We start from the raw sequence: 16,341 nt of genomic DNA, 5'->3' as shown, positions 1-16,341 counted from the left end.
GTGTCGTTTTGTGGACGGCTGCCGTTCACCGGACTGCCGCCTTCGAGGTAGCTACGGATCGGGAAAAGTCGGTACCCCTCGGTAGGCTTGAGAAGTGAACAAACAGAGGGCCGGCGTATTCATCGCGTTCGAGGGTGGCGATGGTGCAGGCAAGTCCACCCAGGCCGGCCGGCTTGCGGCAGCATTGGAGTCCCTGGGCTACACCGTGCTGCGCACCCGGGAGCCCGGCGGCACCCCGGTTGGCGAGAAGCTGCGGTCGCTTGTGCTGGACCACGGCAATGGCGACATCGACGCACACACCGAGGCCCTCATATTTGCGGCTTCCCGGGCCGCGCACGCCACCCAGGTAATCCGCCCGGCTCTTGGCCGCGGTGAAATCGTCCTGACGGACCGGTACATCGACTCCTCGGTGGCCTACCAGGGTGCCGGCCGCAACCTGGGCCTGGACGCGGTGCGTTCCCTCAATGAGTGGGCCACATCGGGCCTCCAGCCCCACCTCACAGTCCTTTTGGACGTTGACCCCCAACTTGGCCGCCGCCGCCGAACTGCCGGCCAGGCAGCGGAAGACCGCCTGGAATCCGAGGCTGACGAGTTCCATACCCGGATCCGGGAGGCCTTCCTTAGCCTTGCTGCGGACCGCCCGGAGTCGTACCTGGTCCTCCCGGCCCACCTGCCGGTGGAAGACCTTGCCGCTCAGATCCTCGCCCGGGTGGAAACCCTCCTTGCCGTTCCTGCCGCCGCAGCAGCCACGGACGGCGGTGACTCATGACCGTCTGGGATGACCTCCAGGGCCAGCCCGCCGTCGTCGAACAACTGCGCCAAGCCGCCGGCGGCGAAAGCCTGACGCACGCCTGGCTGTTCACCGGTCCGCCGGGGTCCGGTCGCTCCAATGCCGCCAAGGCGTTCGCGGCCGCACTGAACTGCGACCAGGAGGACGTGGGCCAGCGTGGCTGCGGACAGTGCCAGGCCTGCCACACGATCCTGGGTGAAACGCATTCGGACGTGACCTTCGTGCGCACAGAGAAGGTCACCATCACTATTGACGAGGCCCGCGAACTGGTGGCAACCGCCGGCAACCGGCCGTCGTCCGGGCGGTGGCGGATCATCGTGGTGGAGGACGCCGACCGCATGGCCGAGCGGACCACCAACGTGCTGCTCAAGGCCATCGAGGAACCCACGCCGCGGACCGTGTGGATGCTCTGCGCGCCGTCCCCGGCCGATGTCCTGGTGACCATCCGGTCCCGCTGCCGAAGCGTTGCCCTGCGGCTGCCGCCCGCGTCGGACGTGGCAGCGCTGCTGGTCCGGCGCGACGGCGTGGACCCTGCCCTTGCGGAGCAGGCCGCCCGCGCTGCCCAAAGCCATGTGGGCATCGCCCGGAGGCTGGCCAGGGATCCGGCGGCAAGGGAACGCCGCCTGGAGACTGTCCGCTTCCCGCTGGGGCTGCGCGGCGTAACAGCGGCGGTCATGATGGCGGACAAGCTGGTCAAGATCGCCACTGCGGAGGCCAACAGCTCCAACGAGGAACGCGATGCAGCAGAGAAGGCCGCACTGCTGGCGACGCTGGGAGCACCGGAAACCGGCGCCCTCCCCCCGGCCATGCGCAGCCAGCTGAAACAGCTCGAAGACGACCAGAAGCGGCGGGCCAAGAGATCCATCACGGACTCCCTGGACCGGACCCTGACGGATTTATTGTCCTTCTACCGCGACGTCCTGATCATCCAGCTTGGGAACGCCGTGGAGTTGGTCAACGTTGAGCTGAGGAGTGAGCTGGAAGAGTTCGCAGCCCGCTCCACGCCGGAAGCCACGCTGGCCCGCATGGACGCCATTAACAAAGCCCGTGAACGCATCACCACCACCAACGTTGCCCCGCTGCTGACCATTGAGTCCATGGCTGCCAGCCTGATACAGCCCTCCAAGGAGACCCGATGACTGCCCGCCCCCTGCCCGCACGCCACAGGTCCCTGACGGTCGCTGTCCGCGCCGCCGCAGCAATGGCCGTGGCCGTTGTCCTGGCCTCCTGCAGCCTCCTTGGTGGCGACAAGAACCCGCCGGAAGCTGCCACGGCCAAGGCTGACCCCTCCATCGTGGCGTCTGCTCCCGCAGGGCTGGAAAAGTTCTACTCGCAGCAAATCGTGTGGGAGCCCTGCGAAGGGGAATTCCAGTGCGCCAAGGTGAACGTGCCCATGGATTACGCCAATCCCGGCGGCGACACCATCCAGATCGCAGCGCTCCGGGCACCCAGCACCGGTAAGAAGACCGGCAGCCTCCTGGTCAATCCCGGCGGCCCGGGCGCCTCCGGTTACGACTTTGTCAAAGACGCTGCCGGAACCCACTTTTCAGCGGCTGTCCGCAACGCCTACGACCTCGTGGGCTTCGATCCGCGTGGCGTGAAGCGCTCCGCTCCGGTCACCTGTGCCACGGACGCCGAACGCGACGCCGCCCGGGCCAAGATCTACGCGTACGAAACCGATGCCGGGTTGGCGGCGGCACTGGCTGACAGCAAGGCAATCGCTACCCAGTGCGCGTCACAAACAGGCCCCGTCCTGGGCCACATCGACACCGTCAGCGCCGCGAAGGACCTGGACGTGCTCCGCGCGGTTGTGAACGACTCCAAGCTGAACTACCTGGGGTACTCCTACGGCACGTTCCTGGGCTCCACCTACGCCTCGCTTTTCCCGGACAACGTAGGCCGGATGGTCCTCGATGGCGCCCTCGATCCGTCAATCAGCAATGAGGACCTGACCAGCGGCCAGGCCCGGGCCTTCGAAAAGGCGCTCCACAGCTACGTGGCCAGCTGCCAGAAGCAGACCAAGTGCCCCCTGGGCGGTGATGTCGACTCCGGCGTTCAGCAGATCCGGGACCTCATTGACTCCATACGGCAGACACCCCGCCCGGCCAAGGACGGGCGGCTGGTCAATGCAACCCAGTTCGTCAGCGGCCTGATCACCCCGCTCTACAACGACCAAAGCTGGCCGGCCCTCACCCAAGCGCTGGAGGCCGCCGTCTCCGGGGACGTCAGCCTCATGCTCCGGCTTGCCGATATCGGTGCCGACCGGGCCCCCGACGGCTCCTACACGTCCAATTCGGCGCTCGCTTTCAATGCGGTCAACTGCCTGGACTACCCCATGGTTTCGGACGCCGCGGGCATGCGGGCGGAGGAAAAGCGGCTGGAACAGGATTCACCCACCTTGGGCTACTTCTTTGCCTACGGCGGAACCATCTGCGCAGACTGGCCGTACAAAAACGTCCGCACGCCGGCGGCGGTGGAGTACAGCGGCGACTCCCCCATCGTGGTCGTCGGCACCACCGGCGACCCCGCAACCCCCGTTGAATGGGCAGCATCACTGCGCAAGCAGCTGGGGAACGCCTCCCTGCTGACCTGGAAGGGTGAAGGACACACCGCGTACGGCCGGGCCAACAGCTGCCTGGAGGATTCCGTGGACAACTATCTGGTCAGCGGCAAGCTGCCGGCCGACAATACGGTGTGCTGAGGGTCGCAGCAGCGTCACGCCGGCCATTTTGACCGGGGCGGCGGGACTCTATTACAGTTGACTCTTGCATGAAGCGCCCGGTTCGTCCGGGGGATTTGGTGCGGTGCTTCCTTAGCTCAGTCGGTAGAGCGTTTCACTCGTAATGAAAAGGTCATCAGTTCGATTCTGATAGGAAGCTCGGGATAAACCCCGGACAGCCCCTGTTTTCAGGGGTTTCCGGGGTTTTTCGCTGGTTAAGCGGGTAGTACTGCCGGAGGGCAGGGCACATGATGGGAACCCCTCCCGGCCACGATCCAAAGACAGTGCTGGCCGCCCGGAACGTGCGCCAAGCAGGCCCTGGACGTCAGTCCGCCAGGGCTATTGACGGGAGCGAGCTGCCGCTGAAACCACCACAACGCGCCGTTCTACGCCTACTTCGCACGAACCGGGGGCGTTCCCCGAAAACTGCTGCAGCGACTTTGGCGCGAACTCCACACCTGACCATCTGCTCATGGTCGGCGGGCCAATCACCGACACTGCGCAACCCGTCCCGGACCAGCCGCCGCCGCTGTGGGACAGGCCCAATGGACGCCCCGTAACCCCAGTTCCACGTACGGAACCGGACTAGAATTGGCCCGTTCGGGCGCTTCGATTCGTCGCCGACCACCCTGGTCATCAATAGAAAGTCCTCAATGACACCCCCTTCTGACCACCCGGTTCCGGCCCAGGTCTCCCTGAAGCAGGACTCAAGCCTGGACCAGGCTCCCCTGGTCCGCTGGCTGCTCGCCAACCAGGTGGCCCCCGCCGGCCCGGAGGCCAAGGAAGACCATAAACCCAACGCCTGGTGGAAGGTCATGTGCCTGACCGGAGTCGACTACTTCTCCACCTTGTCCTACCTGCCCGGCATCGCCGCCCTGGCTGCCGGTGCCCTCTCCCCACTGGCCACGTTGCTGATTGTGGCCCTGACGTTGCTGGGGATGCTTCCCATGTACCGCAGGGTCGCGCAGGAAAGCCCCCAGGGGCAAGGATCGGTGGCAATGTTGGAGAAGCTGCTGCCGTTCTGGCGCGGCAAGTTCTTCGTCCTGCTGCTCCTGGGCTTCGTCGCAACCTCCTGGATCATCACGATCACCCTCTCCGGCGCTGACGCGACCGTCCACCTGCTCGAGAACCCGCTCTTCCCCGAGGCCCTCAAGGGCAGCGCCGTCATCATCACCGTGATCCTGCTTCTGATCCTCGGCGGGGTGTTCCTGCTCGGCTTCAACGAAGCTGTAGGTGTGGCGATCCCCCTGGTGGCCATCTACCTGCTCCTCAATGCAGCCGTTGTGGTGGCTGGGTTCCTCCACCTGGCCGCGGATCCGTCGCTGGTCAGCGGCTGGACCGACCGGCTGTTCTCCAGCGGCGGCGGCCCGATCGGGCTGGTCAGCCCTGCCATCATCGCCTTCCCGCTGCTGGTCCTGGGCCTGTCCGGCTTCGAAACCGGCGTCTCCATGATGCCGCTGATCAAGGCCACGGGACGCACACCCGAGGAAGCGATGGCCTCCCGGGTCAAAAACACCCGCAAGCTGCTCACCACGGCCGCCCTCATCATGAGCGTCTACCTCATGTCCACCAGCTTCATCACCACGGTCATGATCCCCGCCAAGGAATTCGAGGAGGGTGGACAGGCCAACGGACGCGCCCTCGCGTTCCTCGCCCACGACCTGTTCGGAGCCGGGTTCGGTACCGTCTACGACATCTCCAGCGCCCTGATCCTCTGGTTCGCCGGCGCGTCCGCCATGGCAGGGCTGATCAACATCGTGCCGCGGTACCTGCCCGCCTACGGAATGGCACCGGAATGGGCCCGCGCGGTCCGCCCCGTGGTGTTGGTCTACACCGTCCTGAGCATCGGCATCACCATCGCGTTCCGCGCTGACGTGAACGCCCAGGCCGGCGCGTACGCCACCGGGATCCTGGCCATGATGGTCTCGGGGGCGGTCGCCGTCACGGTCTCGGCCCTCCGGCGCCGGAGCAGGGCCGGGGCCGTCGGCTTCGGCATCCTGACCCTGATCCTGCTGTACGCCCTGGGCGACAACGTCCTCGAAAAACCGGACGGGATCGTCATCTCGGCGTTCTTCATCGCCGGGATCATCGCGGTCTCGCTCATCTCGCGGGTCACCCGCTCCACCGAACTGCGCGTGGACACCATTGAATTCGATGAGGCCGCCCGCCAGTTCATCACAGACTCGATTGCCTTCGACGGCGAGCTGCACATCATCGCCAACAAGAAGCAAAGCGGTGACAAGGCTGAGTACGCCGAGAAGGAGTACGAACAGCGGGGGCTGAACCCGGTTCCGGGCCCAGCCGACGTTATCTTTCTCGAGGTCGAGATCTCCGACCCGTCGGACTTCACGCACACGCTCCGGGTCGAAGGTCTTGAAGTCGAGGGCTACCGGGTGCTTAGGGTGAAATCCCCGGCCGTGCCGAATGCCATCGCGGCGGTCCTGCTGGCGATGCGGAACTCCACCGGCGTGAAGCCGCAGTGCTATTTCGAGTGGTCCGAGGGAAGCCCGGTGGCGCACCTGATGCGTTATCTTTTCCTCGGGCAGGGTGACACCCCGCCGCTGGTGCGGGAGATCCTCCGCGAGATTGAACCCGACCAGGCGGCAAGGCCAGGCATTCACGTCGGCTGACGAGCGCTGCGCGGAAGCCAAGCAGGCGTCGGCAGGATTGAACGTGAAGGGGGTGCTCCGGCGTCCCCTACCGGCCGCCGAACGTGGTCAGCTACCTTCAGTGCCGCCCCGACAACCGCTCCTGTCCGGGGCGCCCCAGGGAAGGGAACTTAGGAACGGCCTGCCCCGAACCGGGACGCCGAGCTGCCACCGCAGGGCCCGGATCCGCACTTTATTACGCCCGCCACCCCGGGTGCAGCGCGAGGTTCAGGGAACGGCAAGAAAGCCAAGGTATCCTCCCCACATGACCACCCGCTTCCAGGCTGCTGTTCCGCGCGCCGCGGCACATGCAAGCAGCTTCGGCCACCTCCTGCCGAACACCCCCGGAGGCCCGGCCCGGCGGGGCAGGACAAGCGCCCACTTCGCGGCGTTGGGGGGATCCTAGGGGTGAACCAGCACGCACCCCGGCACATGAACCAGGACGGGAAAGGACCCGCCCGCAGGACCATCCTCCTGGCAGCCGTGCTGACGTTGTCGGCCGCCGTGCCCGACCTGCAGCCGCAACCAGGGCACCCTTCCGCGGCACAGGACACGTCCGCGGACACCGCCAACGGTCCGGCGGACGGCTCCGCGCCGCTGTCGCATACCGGCTCCGACGGCGACGGGCCGGCATCCAGGACGCCTGCAGGCACCGTGCCCGCCCGGGCACAGATCATCGACACCTATGCGAAGCGCCAGGCCCACTACTGGGGCCTGGAGGCACCCGGCGTACTGACGCGGCTGCCGCCCGGATCACAGGGCATCGCCCTCACCTTCGACTTTTGCGGCGGTCCCGGCGGCAGCGGTTACGATCAGGTGCTGATTGATACCCTGCGCCAACGGCACGTCCCGGCAACGCTGTTCCTGAATTCGCGGTGGATCACAGCCAACCCGGCCACGGCCCGTCAGCTGGCAGCGGATCCGCTCTTTGAGATCGCCAACCACGGGACGTCCCATAAGCCGTTGTCCACCGCCGGCAACACGGCCTACGGCATCCCGGGCACCAGGAACGCGGGGGAAGTCTATGACGAGGTCATACCCAACGACGGCGTCCTGGCCGGCATCACCGGTAAGCGTCCCCGGTACTTCCGCCCGGGCACCGCGTACATGGATGACATCGCCGTGGACATCCTGAATACCTTGGGCGTGAAGCCGGCAGGCTTCAGCATCAATGGCGACGGCGGCGCCACCTATCCCGCCGCCGTCGTCGCCAAAGAAGTGGGAAAGGCCCGGGCCGGAGACGTGGTCATCTGCCATGGAAACCACCCCAGCGGCGGAACGGCGGAAGGCGTGAAGCAGGCGGTGGACAAGCTGCTGGCAGCAGGAATCTCCTTCACCCATCTGCCCTGAGCATGCCTCCGGAGCTCCGCCGGCCGGGTAGGTGCTGATCCATACGTTAGCGAACGCAGGACCCCGTCGATGCGCGATGGCGGGCGCCACCATCCGGGTTTCGCCGGGAACTAATCCGGCCTGCCCACCACCACCTGGGCCGGGCTGTGGGTGACGTAGCCGTTGGCCCAGGAGAACAGCGCCCTGACTTTCTGCTGGAATCCGGGCAGCAGGGCCAGGTGGACCGCCAGCCAGGACACGAACGCCAGTGGGCCCTGCAGTTGCAGGCGGCGGCGCCCCAGCTCCGCGACCGCTGCGCCGCGTCCCACCATGGCCATATACCCCTTGTCCCAGTACCGGAAAGGCTGGCGCACACCGCCGGTAAGGTCTGCATAGATATTGCGGGCCGCCCACTTGCCTGATTGCTGCGCAACCGACCCGAGCTGCGGCAGTTTGTTTCCAGTAGCATCGGTGATGTTGGCGGAGTCTCCCAGCACGTAAACGCCGTCAAAATCAGGGACTGTCAGATCGGCCTGCACGTCCACCCTGCCGCCCTTGCCCTGTTTCAGGCCGGACCCGGTAATGATCCGGCCGGCCTGGAGGCCACCGGCCCACACCACCACCCGGCCGGGAATAACGGTGCCGTCCTTGAGGGTCACGCCGTCCGGGCGGACCTCACCAACAGGCTGGCCCATGTGCAGCTGTACGCCCAGCTTGGTCAGGCGGTCCCGCGCATACGCCTGCGACTTTTCGGAGAACGCGGCAAGGACGTTCGGAACCATATCCACCAGGTGGACATGGCACCGGGCAGCCAGCCCCGGCGAGAAGTATTTTGGCACGATGTATTTGACGTTCTCCGCCAAGGCGCCTGCAGTTTCCACACCAGTGGGACCCCCGCCCACCACGACCACGTCGGCTTCCGCCCCGGGCTCGCGGTCAGCTTCGTCCAAAACAGCAGTGATCGCGGCGCTCAGGCGCGTTGCGTCCGCCACCGAGTACAGCGGGTAGGCGTGCTCTTCGGCGCCCGGGGTGTTGAAGAAGTTCGGTACGGCCCCGGTGGCGATGACCAGGATCCTGGCCCGGTAGCTGGAGCCGTCTGCGGTGGTGACGGTGCGGTTGGCCGCATCGATAGACGTCACCTCCGCGGTGAGGACGCGGACATTGTTGACCTTGCGGAACTCCGACCTGAGCGGCCGGGTGACCGCCGAGACGCCAATCTGGGATGCAGCCACCTGGTACAGGAGCGGCTGGAACTGCTGGTAATTGTTGGCATCGAGCAACAGCACCCGGACGCCCTTGCGGCCCAACTCCTCAGCCGCCGTCTTTCCGGCGAATCCGCCGCCAACCACGATGACCTGGTATGAATCGTCCATTCGTGCAACTTACCCCTCCGGGCCGATGAGTAACAGAGTGCCGAGGCCACTGGCAGGGCGGCCGGCGTCCGGCGCCCGCCGGGACCGGACGCCGGCGGGAGCACGGCACCTAAGATGGCGGCATGGAAGACGAAGCCCTGGCGGACATTGCGGACAGGCTGTACGGCGGGACGCTGGACGACTTCATAGCGGCCAGGACCGCCGCTGCGAAGGACGCCGGGCGGCAGGACAAGGAACTGGGGGCAGCGGTCCGCGCCCTGCCGAAACCATCCGTCGCCGCGTGGGCGCTCAACATGCTGGCACGGCACCGGCCGGACGTGCTGGCCGCGCTTCGCGGACTTGGCGAGCGCATGCGGGCAGCGCAGAACTCGCTGGATGCGCCCGCCCTGCGCGAACTGGGCCGGGAGCGCCGCACCATGCTGGCTGACGCCGTCGACGCTGCCCGGTCTGTGGCCCAGGAGCAGGGCCGCTCCATCAGCGACGCGATGGCCGCCGACGTTGAGGAGACCCTGCGGGCACTGACGGCAGACGAGCGTGCGGCGGCTGCGGTGGGCAGCGGCCGGCTGCTGAAAGTCCTGTCAGCCGACGGCATCAACGACGTCGACCTGGACGGGGCGGTGGCCCTCCCCGGGCTGCTCCCGGCCGCGCCGGCCACCGCCCGCGCAAGTGCTCCCCCGGCTCCAAAGACGAAAACGGAGGCGCAGGCAGCGGGGCCAAAGGCAACAGCGGCAAAGACACGCATGACGGCGGAGCACCACACCCAGCCAAAGCCCGCCAAGCCCCGGCTTGAGGCAGTGCGGCAGACTCCCCGGCCGGCCTCGCCGCCGGCGCTGGAAAGGGCCAGGGCCGCGCTGGCCGAGGCCCAGGCCGCTGAAGAGGAGGCCTCCCGGCTCGCGGGCGAGCTGCAGGACCGGGAGGAGCAGACACGTGCGGAAATCGCGTTACTGCAGCAGGAAACGGCTGAGCTTCGAAACCGGCTCAAGGCCGCCGAGGAAAGCCTGGACCGTTCCCGGAAGCGGCTCGCCGCCACCACCGCAGAAGCGAAACAGGCGGTCCGGGCGGCCGACAAAGCCAGCCGCACGGCCATGCTGGCACAGGAACGCGTACTCCGCCTGGCCAGCACCTGAGGGGCGCCAACTACTTGGCATGCCCTCTCGCCCCGGGCATCGGCGGGACCTACTGTGGAGCTATGGACGCCGCAGCAGCACACGCCTTTGCGATCCCGCCGGTATCGGTTCACCGTCCCACCACGGCCGTGGAAGACGCCGTCACCCTCGCGGCCGGCGTCTGGCTCCTCACGGGGACCTACGTTGACGGCTGGGCGCACAACAACCTCCGCGGCCTGGAGACGTTCTTCACACCGTGGCACGCGATCCTCTACTCAGGCTTCGCCGCCTGCGCCCTCTGGATCGGCGCCTTGACCTGGCGCCGGCACGCCCCGGGGACGAGGTGGCGGGAAGCAGTCCCTGCCGGCTATGGGGCAGCCTCCGCCGGCGTACTCCTCTTCCTTGCTTCCGGGCTGGGCGACTTCGCCTGGCATTCGGTGTTCGGCATTGAGCAGAACATCAGCGCCCTGTTCAGCCCGTCCCACCTGGGTCTGGCTACCGGCGGCTTCCTCATTCTTGGTGCACCTTTCTCGGCAGCGTGGCACTCACCTGCCCGGCCGTGGGCCCGGCTGGTGCCGGCGTTCGTGAGCGCGATGCTCGCCGGCATGGTTGCAGCTTTCATCCTGCAGGAGTTTGCGGTCTTCTCCCGCCATGGCCTCATCCAGACGTACTCCGGCCCCGCCGGGACCCAGCCGGCGGTGACGGGTCCAACGTCGTCGAGCATCATGGTCTCCTTGGCGACATTCCTGGTCTCGACGTTCGTGCTCTTCGTTCCCATCCTGTTGTTGTCGCTGCGGTGGCGGCTGCCGGCCCTGGTGCCGGCGGCGATGGTGCTTGTCCCCTCCGCAGCCCTGCAGATCATGGTGGCCCTGCGGGATGCCTGGCTGTTGCCGGCTGCCCTGGCCGGTTCACTCCTGGTAGGAGTGGTGTGGGCGGTGGCGCGGCCGGTCCCGGACAGTCCCGCGCGGCTCCTGACCGCGGCAGGCCTCTCACCTGTCGTCTTCTGGGCCCCCTATTTCGCTACTGTGGCGCTTCACGACCGGGCGCTCAGCTTCCCGCCCGAGATATGGAGCGGAACCCTCACATGGAGCGGGCTGGCAATGCTGTCCGTGGCCGCACTCGTGCTGAAGGTGCGGGCCACCGGCGCCGCAGTCCCGGATCCACGGGCCCTTTAGCCCGCCAGGTGCGCGGCCTGGCTTCAGCCGGGTTGGCAAATCCCAACAACACGCGGCGCTGCTTCCGGTGAATGTCAGACCCCGGTTGCACACTGGATTTATGGAAAACCAAGCCGTACAGGAATTTCACGTAACGTACTTCGACGCCGACTGCGGCCGGGCCCGCTCCGAGTATTTTGACACCCTCGAAGAGGCCGAGCGCTTCGCCTCCCGGCACTGCCACGGCGAAGACAGCTGGGCCGTGGTGGACGCCGTCACCGTGGAGCACGTCCGAATCGCCGCCTGACCGGTTCAGCCAAAAACCCCGCGGTCCACGGCCCAGGCCAGCCGCGGCCCAGCTCCGCCAACCAGGGTGCAAACCAGGCAGGACAGCCACGCCGGTCACGGGCGCCAGCCTCGCATTAAAGCCGTCAGCCCGCGCTGCCTGGCGGTTGCCGGCAGCACGGGCTGACGTTGGTTCGGCGGAGGTCCCCGGCCGGTTGGGCCGGCACCGCCGGTCGCGGGTTACGCGAAGTCGGAGACCGCGGGATCGGGTCCGATGCGGCCCTCGCCGCCGGCGGTGCGGTCCAGGTTGTTGATGGCTTCAACGTCCCCGGCGTCCAGGGAAACCTCGAGTGCCGCGAAGTTCTCCTTGATGCGGGACTCAGTCACGGACTTGGGGATGACCACGTTGCCGATGGCCAGGTGCCACGCAATGACCACCTGGGCGGGAGTCGCCTGGTGCTTGGCAGCGATCGACGCAACAACGGGGTCCTGCAGCAGTTCCCCGCCCTGGCCCAACGGGGACCATGCCTGGGTCAGGATGCCTTTTTCTGCTCCAAATTCCCGCAGTTCACGCTGGCTGAAGTAGGGGTGCAGTTCGATCTGGTGGATGGCCGGAACCACTCCGGTTTCATCGATCAGGCGCTGCAGGCCCTCGGCGGTGAAGTTGGAGACACCGATGGACTTGACCCGGCCGCGCTTCTGGAGTTCGATCAGCGCCTTCCACGTGTCCACGTATTTGTCCTGCTTGGGCTGCATCCAGTGGATCAGGTAGAGGTCCAGCGTTTCGAGGCCAAGCCGGTCCATGGATTCCTCGAAGGCGGCGAGGGTGGATTCGTACCCCTGGTCCGCGTTCCACAGCTTGGTGGTGATGAAGATCTGTTCCGGTGACAGGCCGGAGCCGGCGATTGCACGGCCAACGCCTGCCTCGTTGCCGTAGATCTTCGCCGTGTCGATGTGCCGGAAGCCGGCTTCGAAGGCCTGGCGGACAACCTTTTCAGCCACGCCGTCCTCAACCTGCCACACACCATAGCCGAGCTGGGGGATCGTGTTTCCGTCGTTGAAAGTCAAGGTAGGTGAAGAAGTCATTTCTTCATCCTGCCAAACGTCCCCCGCTTCAGGCTCCCGTTTGGTTCAATGTCAGCCACACGCGTAACCGCGATATTTACGTCCCAAACCGGGAATATTTGCGCGGCACCGGTCCAGCTACTCCCCGCGAAGCTGCCTCTCGGCGTCGTTCACCTGCTGGAACACCGCCTCAGCCCGGCGCCGGACCGACACCGCACCAACCGGTACCGGCCCCACGGCGAGCCGCAGCATTGCCGCCGCCTCAGCCGTGGTCGCCAGCGAATTGCCCGCCTTGGAGAGGGACCTGTGGACGTCCGCAAGGCCGGCCGGGATGTCCAGGCCGTCACTGGGCGCACGCCGCTGCGCTTCCATGCATACCGTCCGGACACGCTGCAGGAGGCCGGCCAGTTCGTTGGCGATATCCACCAGTTCCCCGTACAGCTGGTCGTCCTCCACCCCTTCGAGCACCTGGTGGAAGCGGTCAAGTCCCCGCTGGAAGCGGTCGTGCGCGCGGCGCCACAACCCCTTGCCCAGTTCAACATCATCCTTGCGCCCCTGCCGTGCGGCGCTGAAAAAGCCCAAGCGGAGCCTACAGGTACTGCCCGGGACCGTGGTCCGGTTCGTCACGCTGGTTGGGCCGTGCCTGCGCCCCCGGCCGTGCTCCGGCCGGGGCGCGCTGCGGCTCGCCGTTTTCGCCGATGACGACGCCGGGCGCAATCATGGTGCCTGGCGGCAGCTGACGCAGCTGCAGCTGCGCGGCGGCGTGTTCGCGGGCGGCGTTCTGCGCCGCGATGGCGGTCTGGATCCCGTGGAACAAGCCCTCAAGCCAACCCACCAACTGCGCCTGGGCGATCCGGAGCTCGGCGTCGGAGGGCGTGGCGTCGTCCGAGAAGGGCAGGTTGATCCTGTCCAGTTCTGCCACCAGCTCCGGCGCAAGCCCGTCCTCCAGCTCCTTGATGGAGCGGGCGTGGATGGCGGCCAGCCGGCCCCGCGCAGCGTCGTCAAGCGGCGCGGACTTCACCTCTTCGAGAAGCTGGCGGATCATGGTGCCGATCCGCATCACCTTGGCAGGCTCGTCCACCAGATCCTGCAGGCTGCTGCCCCTGGGCTTGCCGTCCGCGGCGGACGGAATCTGCACGGGGTCCTGGGTGTCGTCAACGGGAGTGCCTTCTACCGGGAGGTCCTCAGCTGCCTGAGTGTCGTTGGGATCGCTCATGCGTTCATACTCTCACGGCCCATCCGCCCGGAGTCCACCCGTGAACGCCTGTGGCGGGCTTGTCCGCTGCCGGCTCAATCAGCAGGCCCAATCAGCAGCACCTGCCCTGCGGGTTGTTGTCCTGGCGGTCCGTACGGTCCCGCCAAAACTCGCGTTCGCTGAGGGGCTCCTCCTGGTGCCCGGCTGCCCTGTGGTGCTCGAGGTACTTGGTGTAGGCGTCCGCGCCCATGACGCCGCCCAGGTAGCGGGCGAACCCGCGGAAGCCATTGGCCACCAAAGCCACACCGGTGCCCATCAGTGCCTGGCCCGTTCAAGCCGTGCGTCTGCGGGCACCCTGTCCCACTCGGCTGCCAACTCACGTTCGGCCGTCGTCGGCACCAGTCCGGCGGGGGCGAAGACGCGCGAGGGAACCGCCGGGTCCTCGTTGTCCGTGGTGGCAGTGCCGGCCGCCCTGTCACGGAATGCCTTGACCGTGGCCAGCACCGCCGTGGCAATCACGATGATGCTCAGCACCACGAAGATCACGGACAGCCAGCCCTGGATGGCCGTGTTGCGGACCACAGCTTCCATGGCGGCCCCGGTCTTGGCGGTACCGAACTCGGTCTTGCCGTCCGCCAGCGCCTTGCTGAAGGCGGCGTTGTTCGCGAAGTACCCCACGGCAGGGACGGGCGAGAAGATCTTCAGGTAGCTGGCGGTGATGGTGACCACGGCGGCGAAGGCCAGCGGCAGGGCAACGATCCACAGGTACTTGAAGGTGCCGCGCTTGGCGACGATGGCCAGGCATACAGCCAGCGCGATGGCGGCCAGGAGCTGGTTGGCGATGCCGAACAGCGGGAACAGGGTGTTGATGCCGCCCAGCGGATCGGTCACGCCCATCAGCAGCACGGCACCCCAGGCAGCCACCATGATGGCCGTGCAGAGCCAGGCCCCGGGCCGCCAGGAGGCTTCCTTGAACTTGGGGACGAAGTTGCCGATCGAGTCCTGCAGCATGAAACGTGCAACGCGGGTGCCGGCATCCACGGCGGTGAGGATGAAGAGCGCCTCGAACATGATGGCGAAGTGGTACCAGAACGCCATCATGGCCGTCCCGCCGATGAACTGCTGCATGATGTGCGCCAGCCCGACGGCCAGCGTGGGTGCGCCGCCGGTGCGGGAGACGATGCTCTGCTCCCCAACGTTGGCGGCGGTTTCGCTGAGCAGGCCGGGGGTGATGTTGACGCCGCTCAGGCCCAGGCCGTTGACCCAGGTGGCTGCCGTTTCCACGGTGCCGCCCGTCAGCGCCGTGGGGGCATTCATGGCGAAGTAGAGGCCGCGGTCGATCGAGATGGCTGCTACCAGCGCCATGATGGCCACGAAGGATTCCATCAGCATGCCGCCGTAGCCGATGTACCGGGTCTGCCGTTCCTTCTCCACCAGTTTGGGGGTGGTGCCGGACGAGATCAGGGCGTGGAAACCGGACAGCGCACCACAGGCGATGGTCACGAACAGGAAGGGGAACAGTGCGCCGGAGAACACGGGCCCGTTCTCGCGGCCGGCGAATTCGCTGAAGGCCGGGACGGTGATTTCGGGCCGGACCACGATGATGGCCAGCGCGAGCATCACGATCACGCCGATCTTCATGAAGGTGGAGAGGTAGTCGCGCGGAGCCAGGAGCAGCCATACGGGCAGGATCGCAGCAATGAAGCCGTAAACGATCAGGCCCCAGGCGATGGTGACCTTGTCCAGGTGGAACACGGTGGCGCCCCATTGGGTCTGCGCCACCAGGCCGCCGCCGATGATGGCCGCCATCAGGAGGACGAAGCCGATGATCGAGACCTCCATGACCTTGCCGGGGCGCAGGTAACGGAGGTAGACACCCATGAACAGGGCGATGGGGATGGTCATGCCCACCGAGAACACGCCCCACGGGCTTTCGCCCAGGGCATTAACGACGACGAGCGCCAGGATGGCCACGATGATCACCATGATGAGCAGGGTGGCGATGAGGGCGGCCGTGCCGCCGATGACGCCAAGTTCCTCGCGGGCCATCTGGCCCAGCGACCGGCCGCCGCGGCGCATGGAGAAGAACATGACCAGGTAGTCCTGGACGGCCCCGGCAAGGACGACGCCGAGGATGATCCAGATGGTGCCGGGCAGGTAGCCCATCTGCGCCGCGATGACCGGCCCCACCAGCGGGCCGGCGCCGGCAATGGCGGCGAAGTGGTGGCCGAACAGGACGTTGCGGTCGGTGCGGACGTAGTCCTTGCCGTCTGCCTTGTATTCGGCAGGGGTGGCGCGCCGGTCGTCAGGCTTGGTGATGTAGCGCTCGATCACCTTCGAGTAGAAGCGGTACCCGATGAGGTAGGTGCAGACGGAGGCAAAGACGAACCAGATGGCGTTGACGGTTTCCCCGCGGACGATCGCCAGCATGAACCAGGCCACCCCGCCGAGGAGGGCGATTGCTGCCCAGAGCGCGATCTTGCCTGGCGTCCACCTCCGGTCTTCGGCGTCGAGCCGTGCCTCGTCCACAGCGGGCGGGGGAAGATTCGGGTCAGTCGCCAACCCGCCCTCCGCCCGGGATCCGTTGTTCCGCTGGTCAGGCATTCCGGCCATGTCTCCTCCTTGAGAGTTTTCCCTCGTTTGCTACTGGGCACCCTACCAACGCCGATCCTGCCAA

14 protein-coding genes and 1 tRNA gene are annotated in these 16,341 nt (G+C 66.8%); 9 read left to right on the top strand and 6 right to left on the bottom strand.

The window, feature by feature from the left end:
• The first annotated feature begins 94 nt into the window (after positions 1–94).
• The 6 genes from tmk (at position 95) to LDO14_RS03735 (ending at position 7,507) form a co-directional block, all read left to right on the top strand.
• Entirely contained in the window at positions 95–769 is a 675-nt protein-coding gene (gene tmk, locus LDO14_RS03760) for a dTMP kinase (RefSeq protein WP_018771198.1), read from the top strand.
• On the top strand, positions 766–1,929 hold the full coding sequence (locus tag LDO14_RS03755; protein ID WP_056389228.1) for a DNA polymerase III subunit delta': 1,164 nt from the start codon (positions 766–768) through the stop codon (positions 1,927–1,929). The genes tmk and LDO14_RS03755 overlap by 4 nt, the downstream gene beginning before the upstream one ends.
• Entirely contained in the window at positions 1,926–3,491 is a 1,566-nt protein-coding gene (locus tag LDO14_RS03750) for an alpha/beta hydrolase (protein ID WP_223993855.1), read from the top strand. The genes LDO14_RS03755 and LDO14_RS03750 overlap by 4 nt, the downstream gene beginning before the upstream one ends.
• 105 nt (positions 3,492–3,596) lie before the next feature.
• Positions 3,597–3,669 (top strand) — tRNA-Thr (locus LDO14_RS03745).
• Positions 3,670–4,162: 493 nt separating this feature from the next.
• On the top strand, positions 4,163–6,139 hold the full coding sequence (locus LDO14_RS03740) for an APC family permease (protein WP_018771201.1): 1,977 nt from the start codon (positions 4,163–4,165) through the stop codon (positions 6,137–6,139).
• Between the two features lie 426 nt (positions 6,140–6,565).
• The gene (locus tag LDO14_RS03735) at positions 6,566–7,507 is read left to right on the top strand and encodes a polysaccharide deacetylase family protein (protein ID WP_223993854.1); all 942 of its coding nucleotides are present in this window, start codon (positions 6,566–6,568) and stop codon (positions 7,505–7,507) included.
• A gap of 110 nt (positions 7,508–7,617) precedes the next feature.
• Here the strand turns inward: LDO14_RS03735 and LDO14_RS03730 are convergent, their stop codons facing one another.
• On the bottom strand, positions 7,618–8,859 hold the full coding sequence (locus tag LDO14_RS03730) for an NAD(P)/FAD-dependent oxidoreductase (RefSeq protein WP_018771203.1): 1,242 nt from the start codon (positions 8,857–8,859) through the stop codon (positions 7,618–7,620).
• Positions 8,860–8,981: 122 nt separating this feature from the next.
• Between LDO14_RS03730 and LDO14_RS03725 the strand changes: the two genes are divergently transcribed.
• The 3 genes from LDO14_RS03725 (at position 8,982) to LDO14_RS03715 (ending at position 11,426) form a co-directional block, all read left to right on the top strand.
• Positions 8,982–9,986 carry a hypothetical protein gene (locus LDO14_RS03725; RefSeq protein ID WP_018771204.1) on the top strand — a complete coding sequence of 335 codons (1,005 nt, stop codon included), beginning with the start codon at positions 8,982–8,984 and terminating at the stop codon, positions 9,984–9,986.
• A 62-nt stretch (positions 9,987–10,048) separates the two neighbouring features.
• The gene (locus LDO14_RS03720; protein WP_018771205.1) at positions 10,049–11,140 is read left to right on the top strand and encodes a hypothetical protein; all 1,092 of its coding nucleotides are present in this window, start codon (positions 10,049–10,051) and stop codon (positions 11,138–11,140) included.
• Between the two features lie 100 nt (positions 11,141–11,240).
• Complete coding sequence (locus LDO14_RS03715) at positions 11,241–11,426, top strand: hypothetical protein (protein ID WP_018771206.1); 186 nt, start codon at positions 11,241–11,243, stop codon at positions 11,424–11,426.
• Positions 11,427–11,644: 218 nt separating this feature from the next.
• Here the strand turns inward: LDO14_RS03715 and LDO14_RS03710 are convergent, their stop codons facing one another.
• The 5 genes from LDO14_RS03710 to LDO14_RS03690 all read right to left on the bottom strand — a co-directional run bounded on the left by LDO14_RS03710 (position 11,645) and on the right by LDO14_RS03690 (position 16,277).
• A complete protein-coding gene (locus LDO14_RS03710) occupies positions 11,645–12,490 on the bottom strand; it encodes an aldo/keto reductase (protein ID WP_026266063.1) in 846 nt (281 codons plus the stop codon).
• A 117-nt stretch (positions 12,491–12,607) separates the two neighbouring features.
• On the bottom strand, positions 12,608–13,051 hold the full coding sequence (locus tag LDO14_RS03705) for a hypothetical protein (RefSeq protein ID WP_018771208.1): 444 nt from the start codon (positions 13,049–13,051) through the stop codon (positions 12,608–12,610).
• Between the two features lie 7 nt (positions 13,052–13,058).
• Complete coding sequence (locus LDO14_RS03700) at positions 13,059–13,685, bottom strand: bacterial proteasome activator family protein (RefSeq protein WP_018771209.1); 627 nt, start codon at positions 13,683–13,685, stop codon at positions 13,059–13,061.
• Positions 13,686–13,776: 91 nt separating this feature from the next.
• A complete protein-coding gene (locus LDO14_RS03695; RefSeq protein ID WP_018771210.1) occupies positions 13,777–13,980 on the bottom strand; it encodes a YbdD/YjiX family protein in 204 nt (67 codons plus the stop codon).
• Positions 13,980–16,277, bottom strand: a complete 2,298-nt coding sequence (locus LDO14_RS03690; protein WP_018771211.1) for a carbon starvation CstA family protein — start codon at positions 16,275–16,277, stop codon at positions 13,980–13,982. Before LDO14_RS03690 ends, LDO14_RS03695 begins: the two co-directional genes overlap by 1 nt.
• Between the last annotated feature and the right edge of the window lie 64 nt (positions 16,278–16,341).

Source organism: Arthrobacter sp. NicSoilB11 (assembly GCF_019977375.1).
In the GTDB taxonomy this organism is placed as follows: domain Bacteria; phylum Actinomycetota; class Actinomycetes; order Actinomycetales; family Micrococcaceae; genus Arthrobacter.
This window is presented reverse-complemented; position numbering and strand designations above follow the sequence as displayed.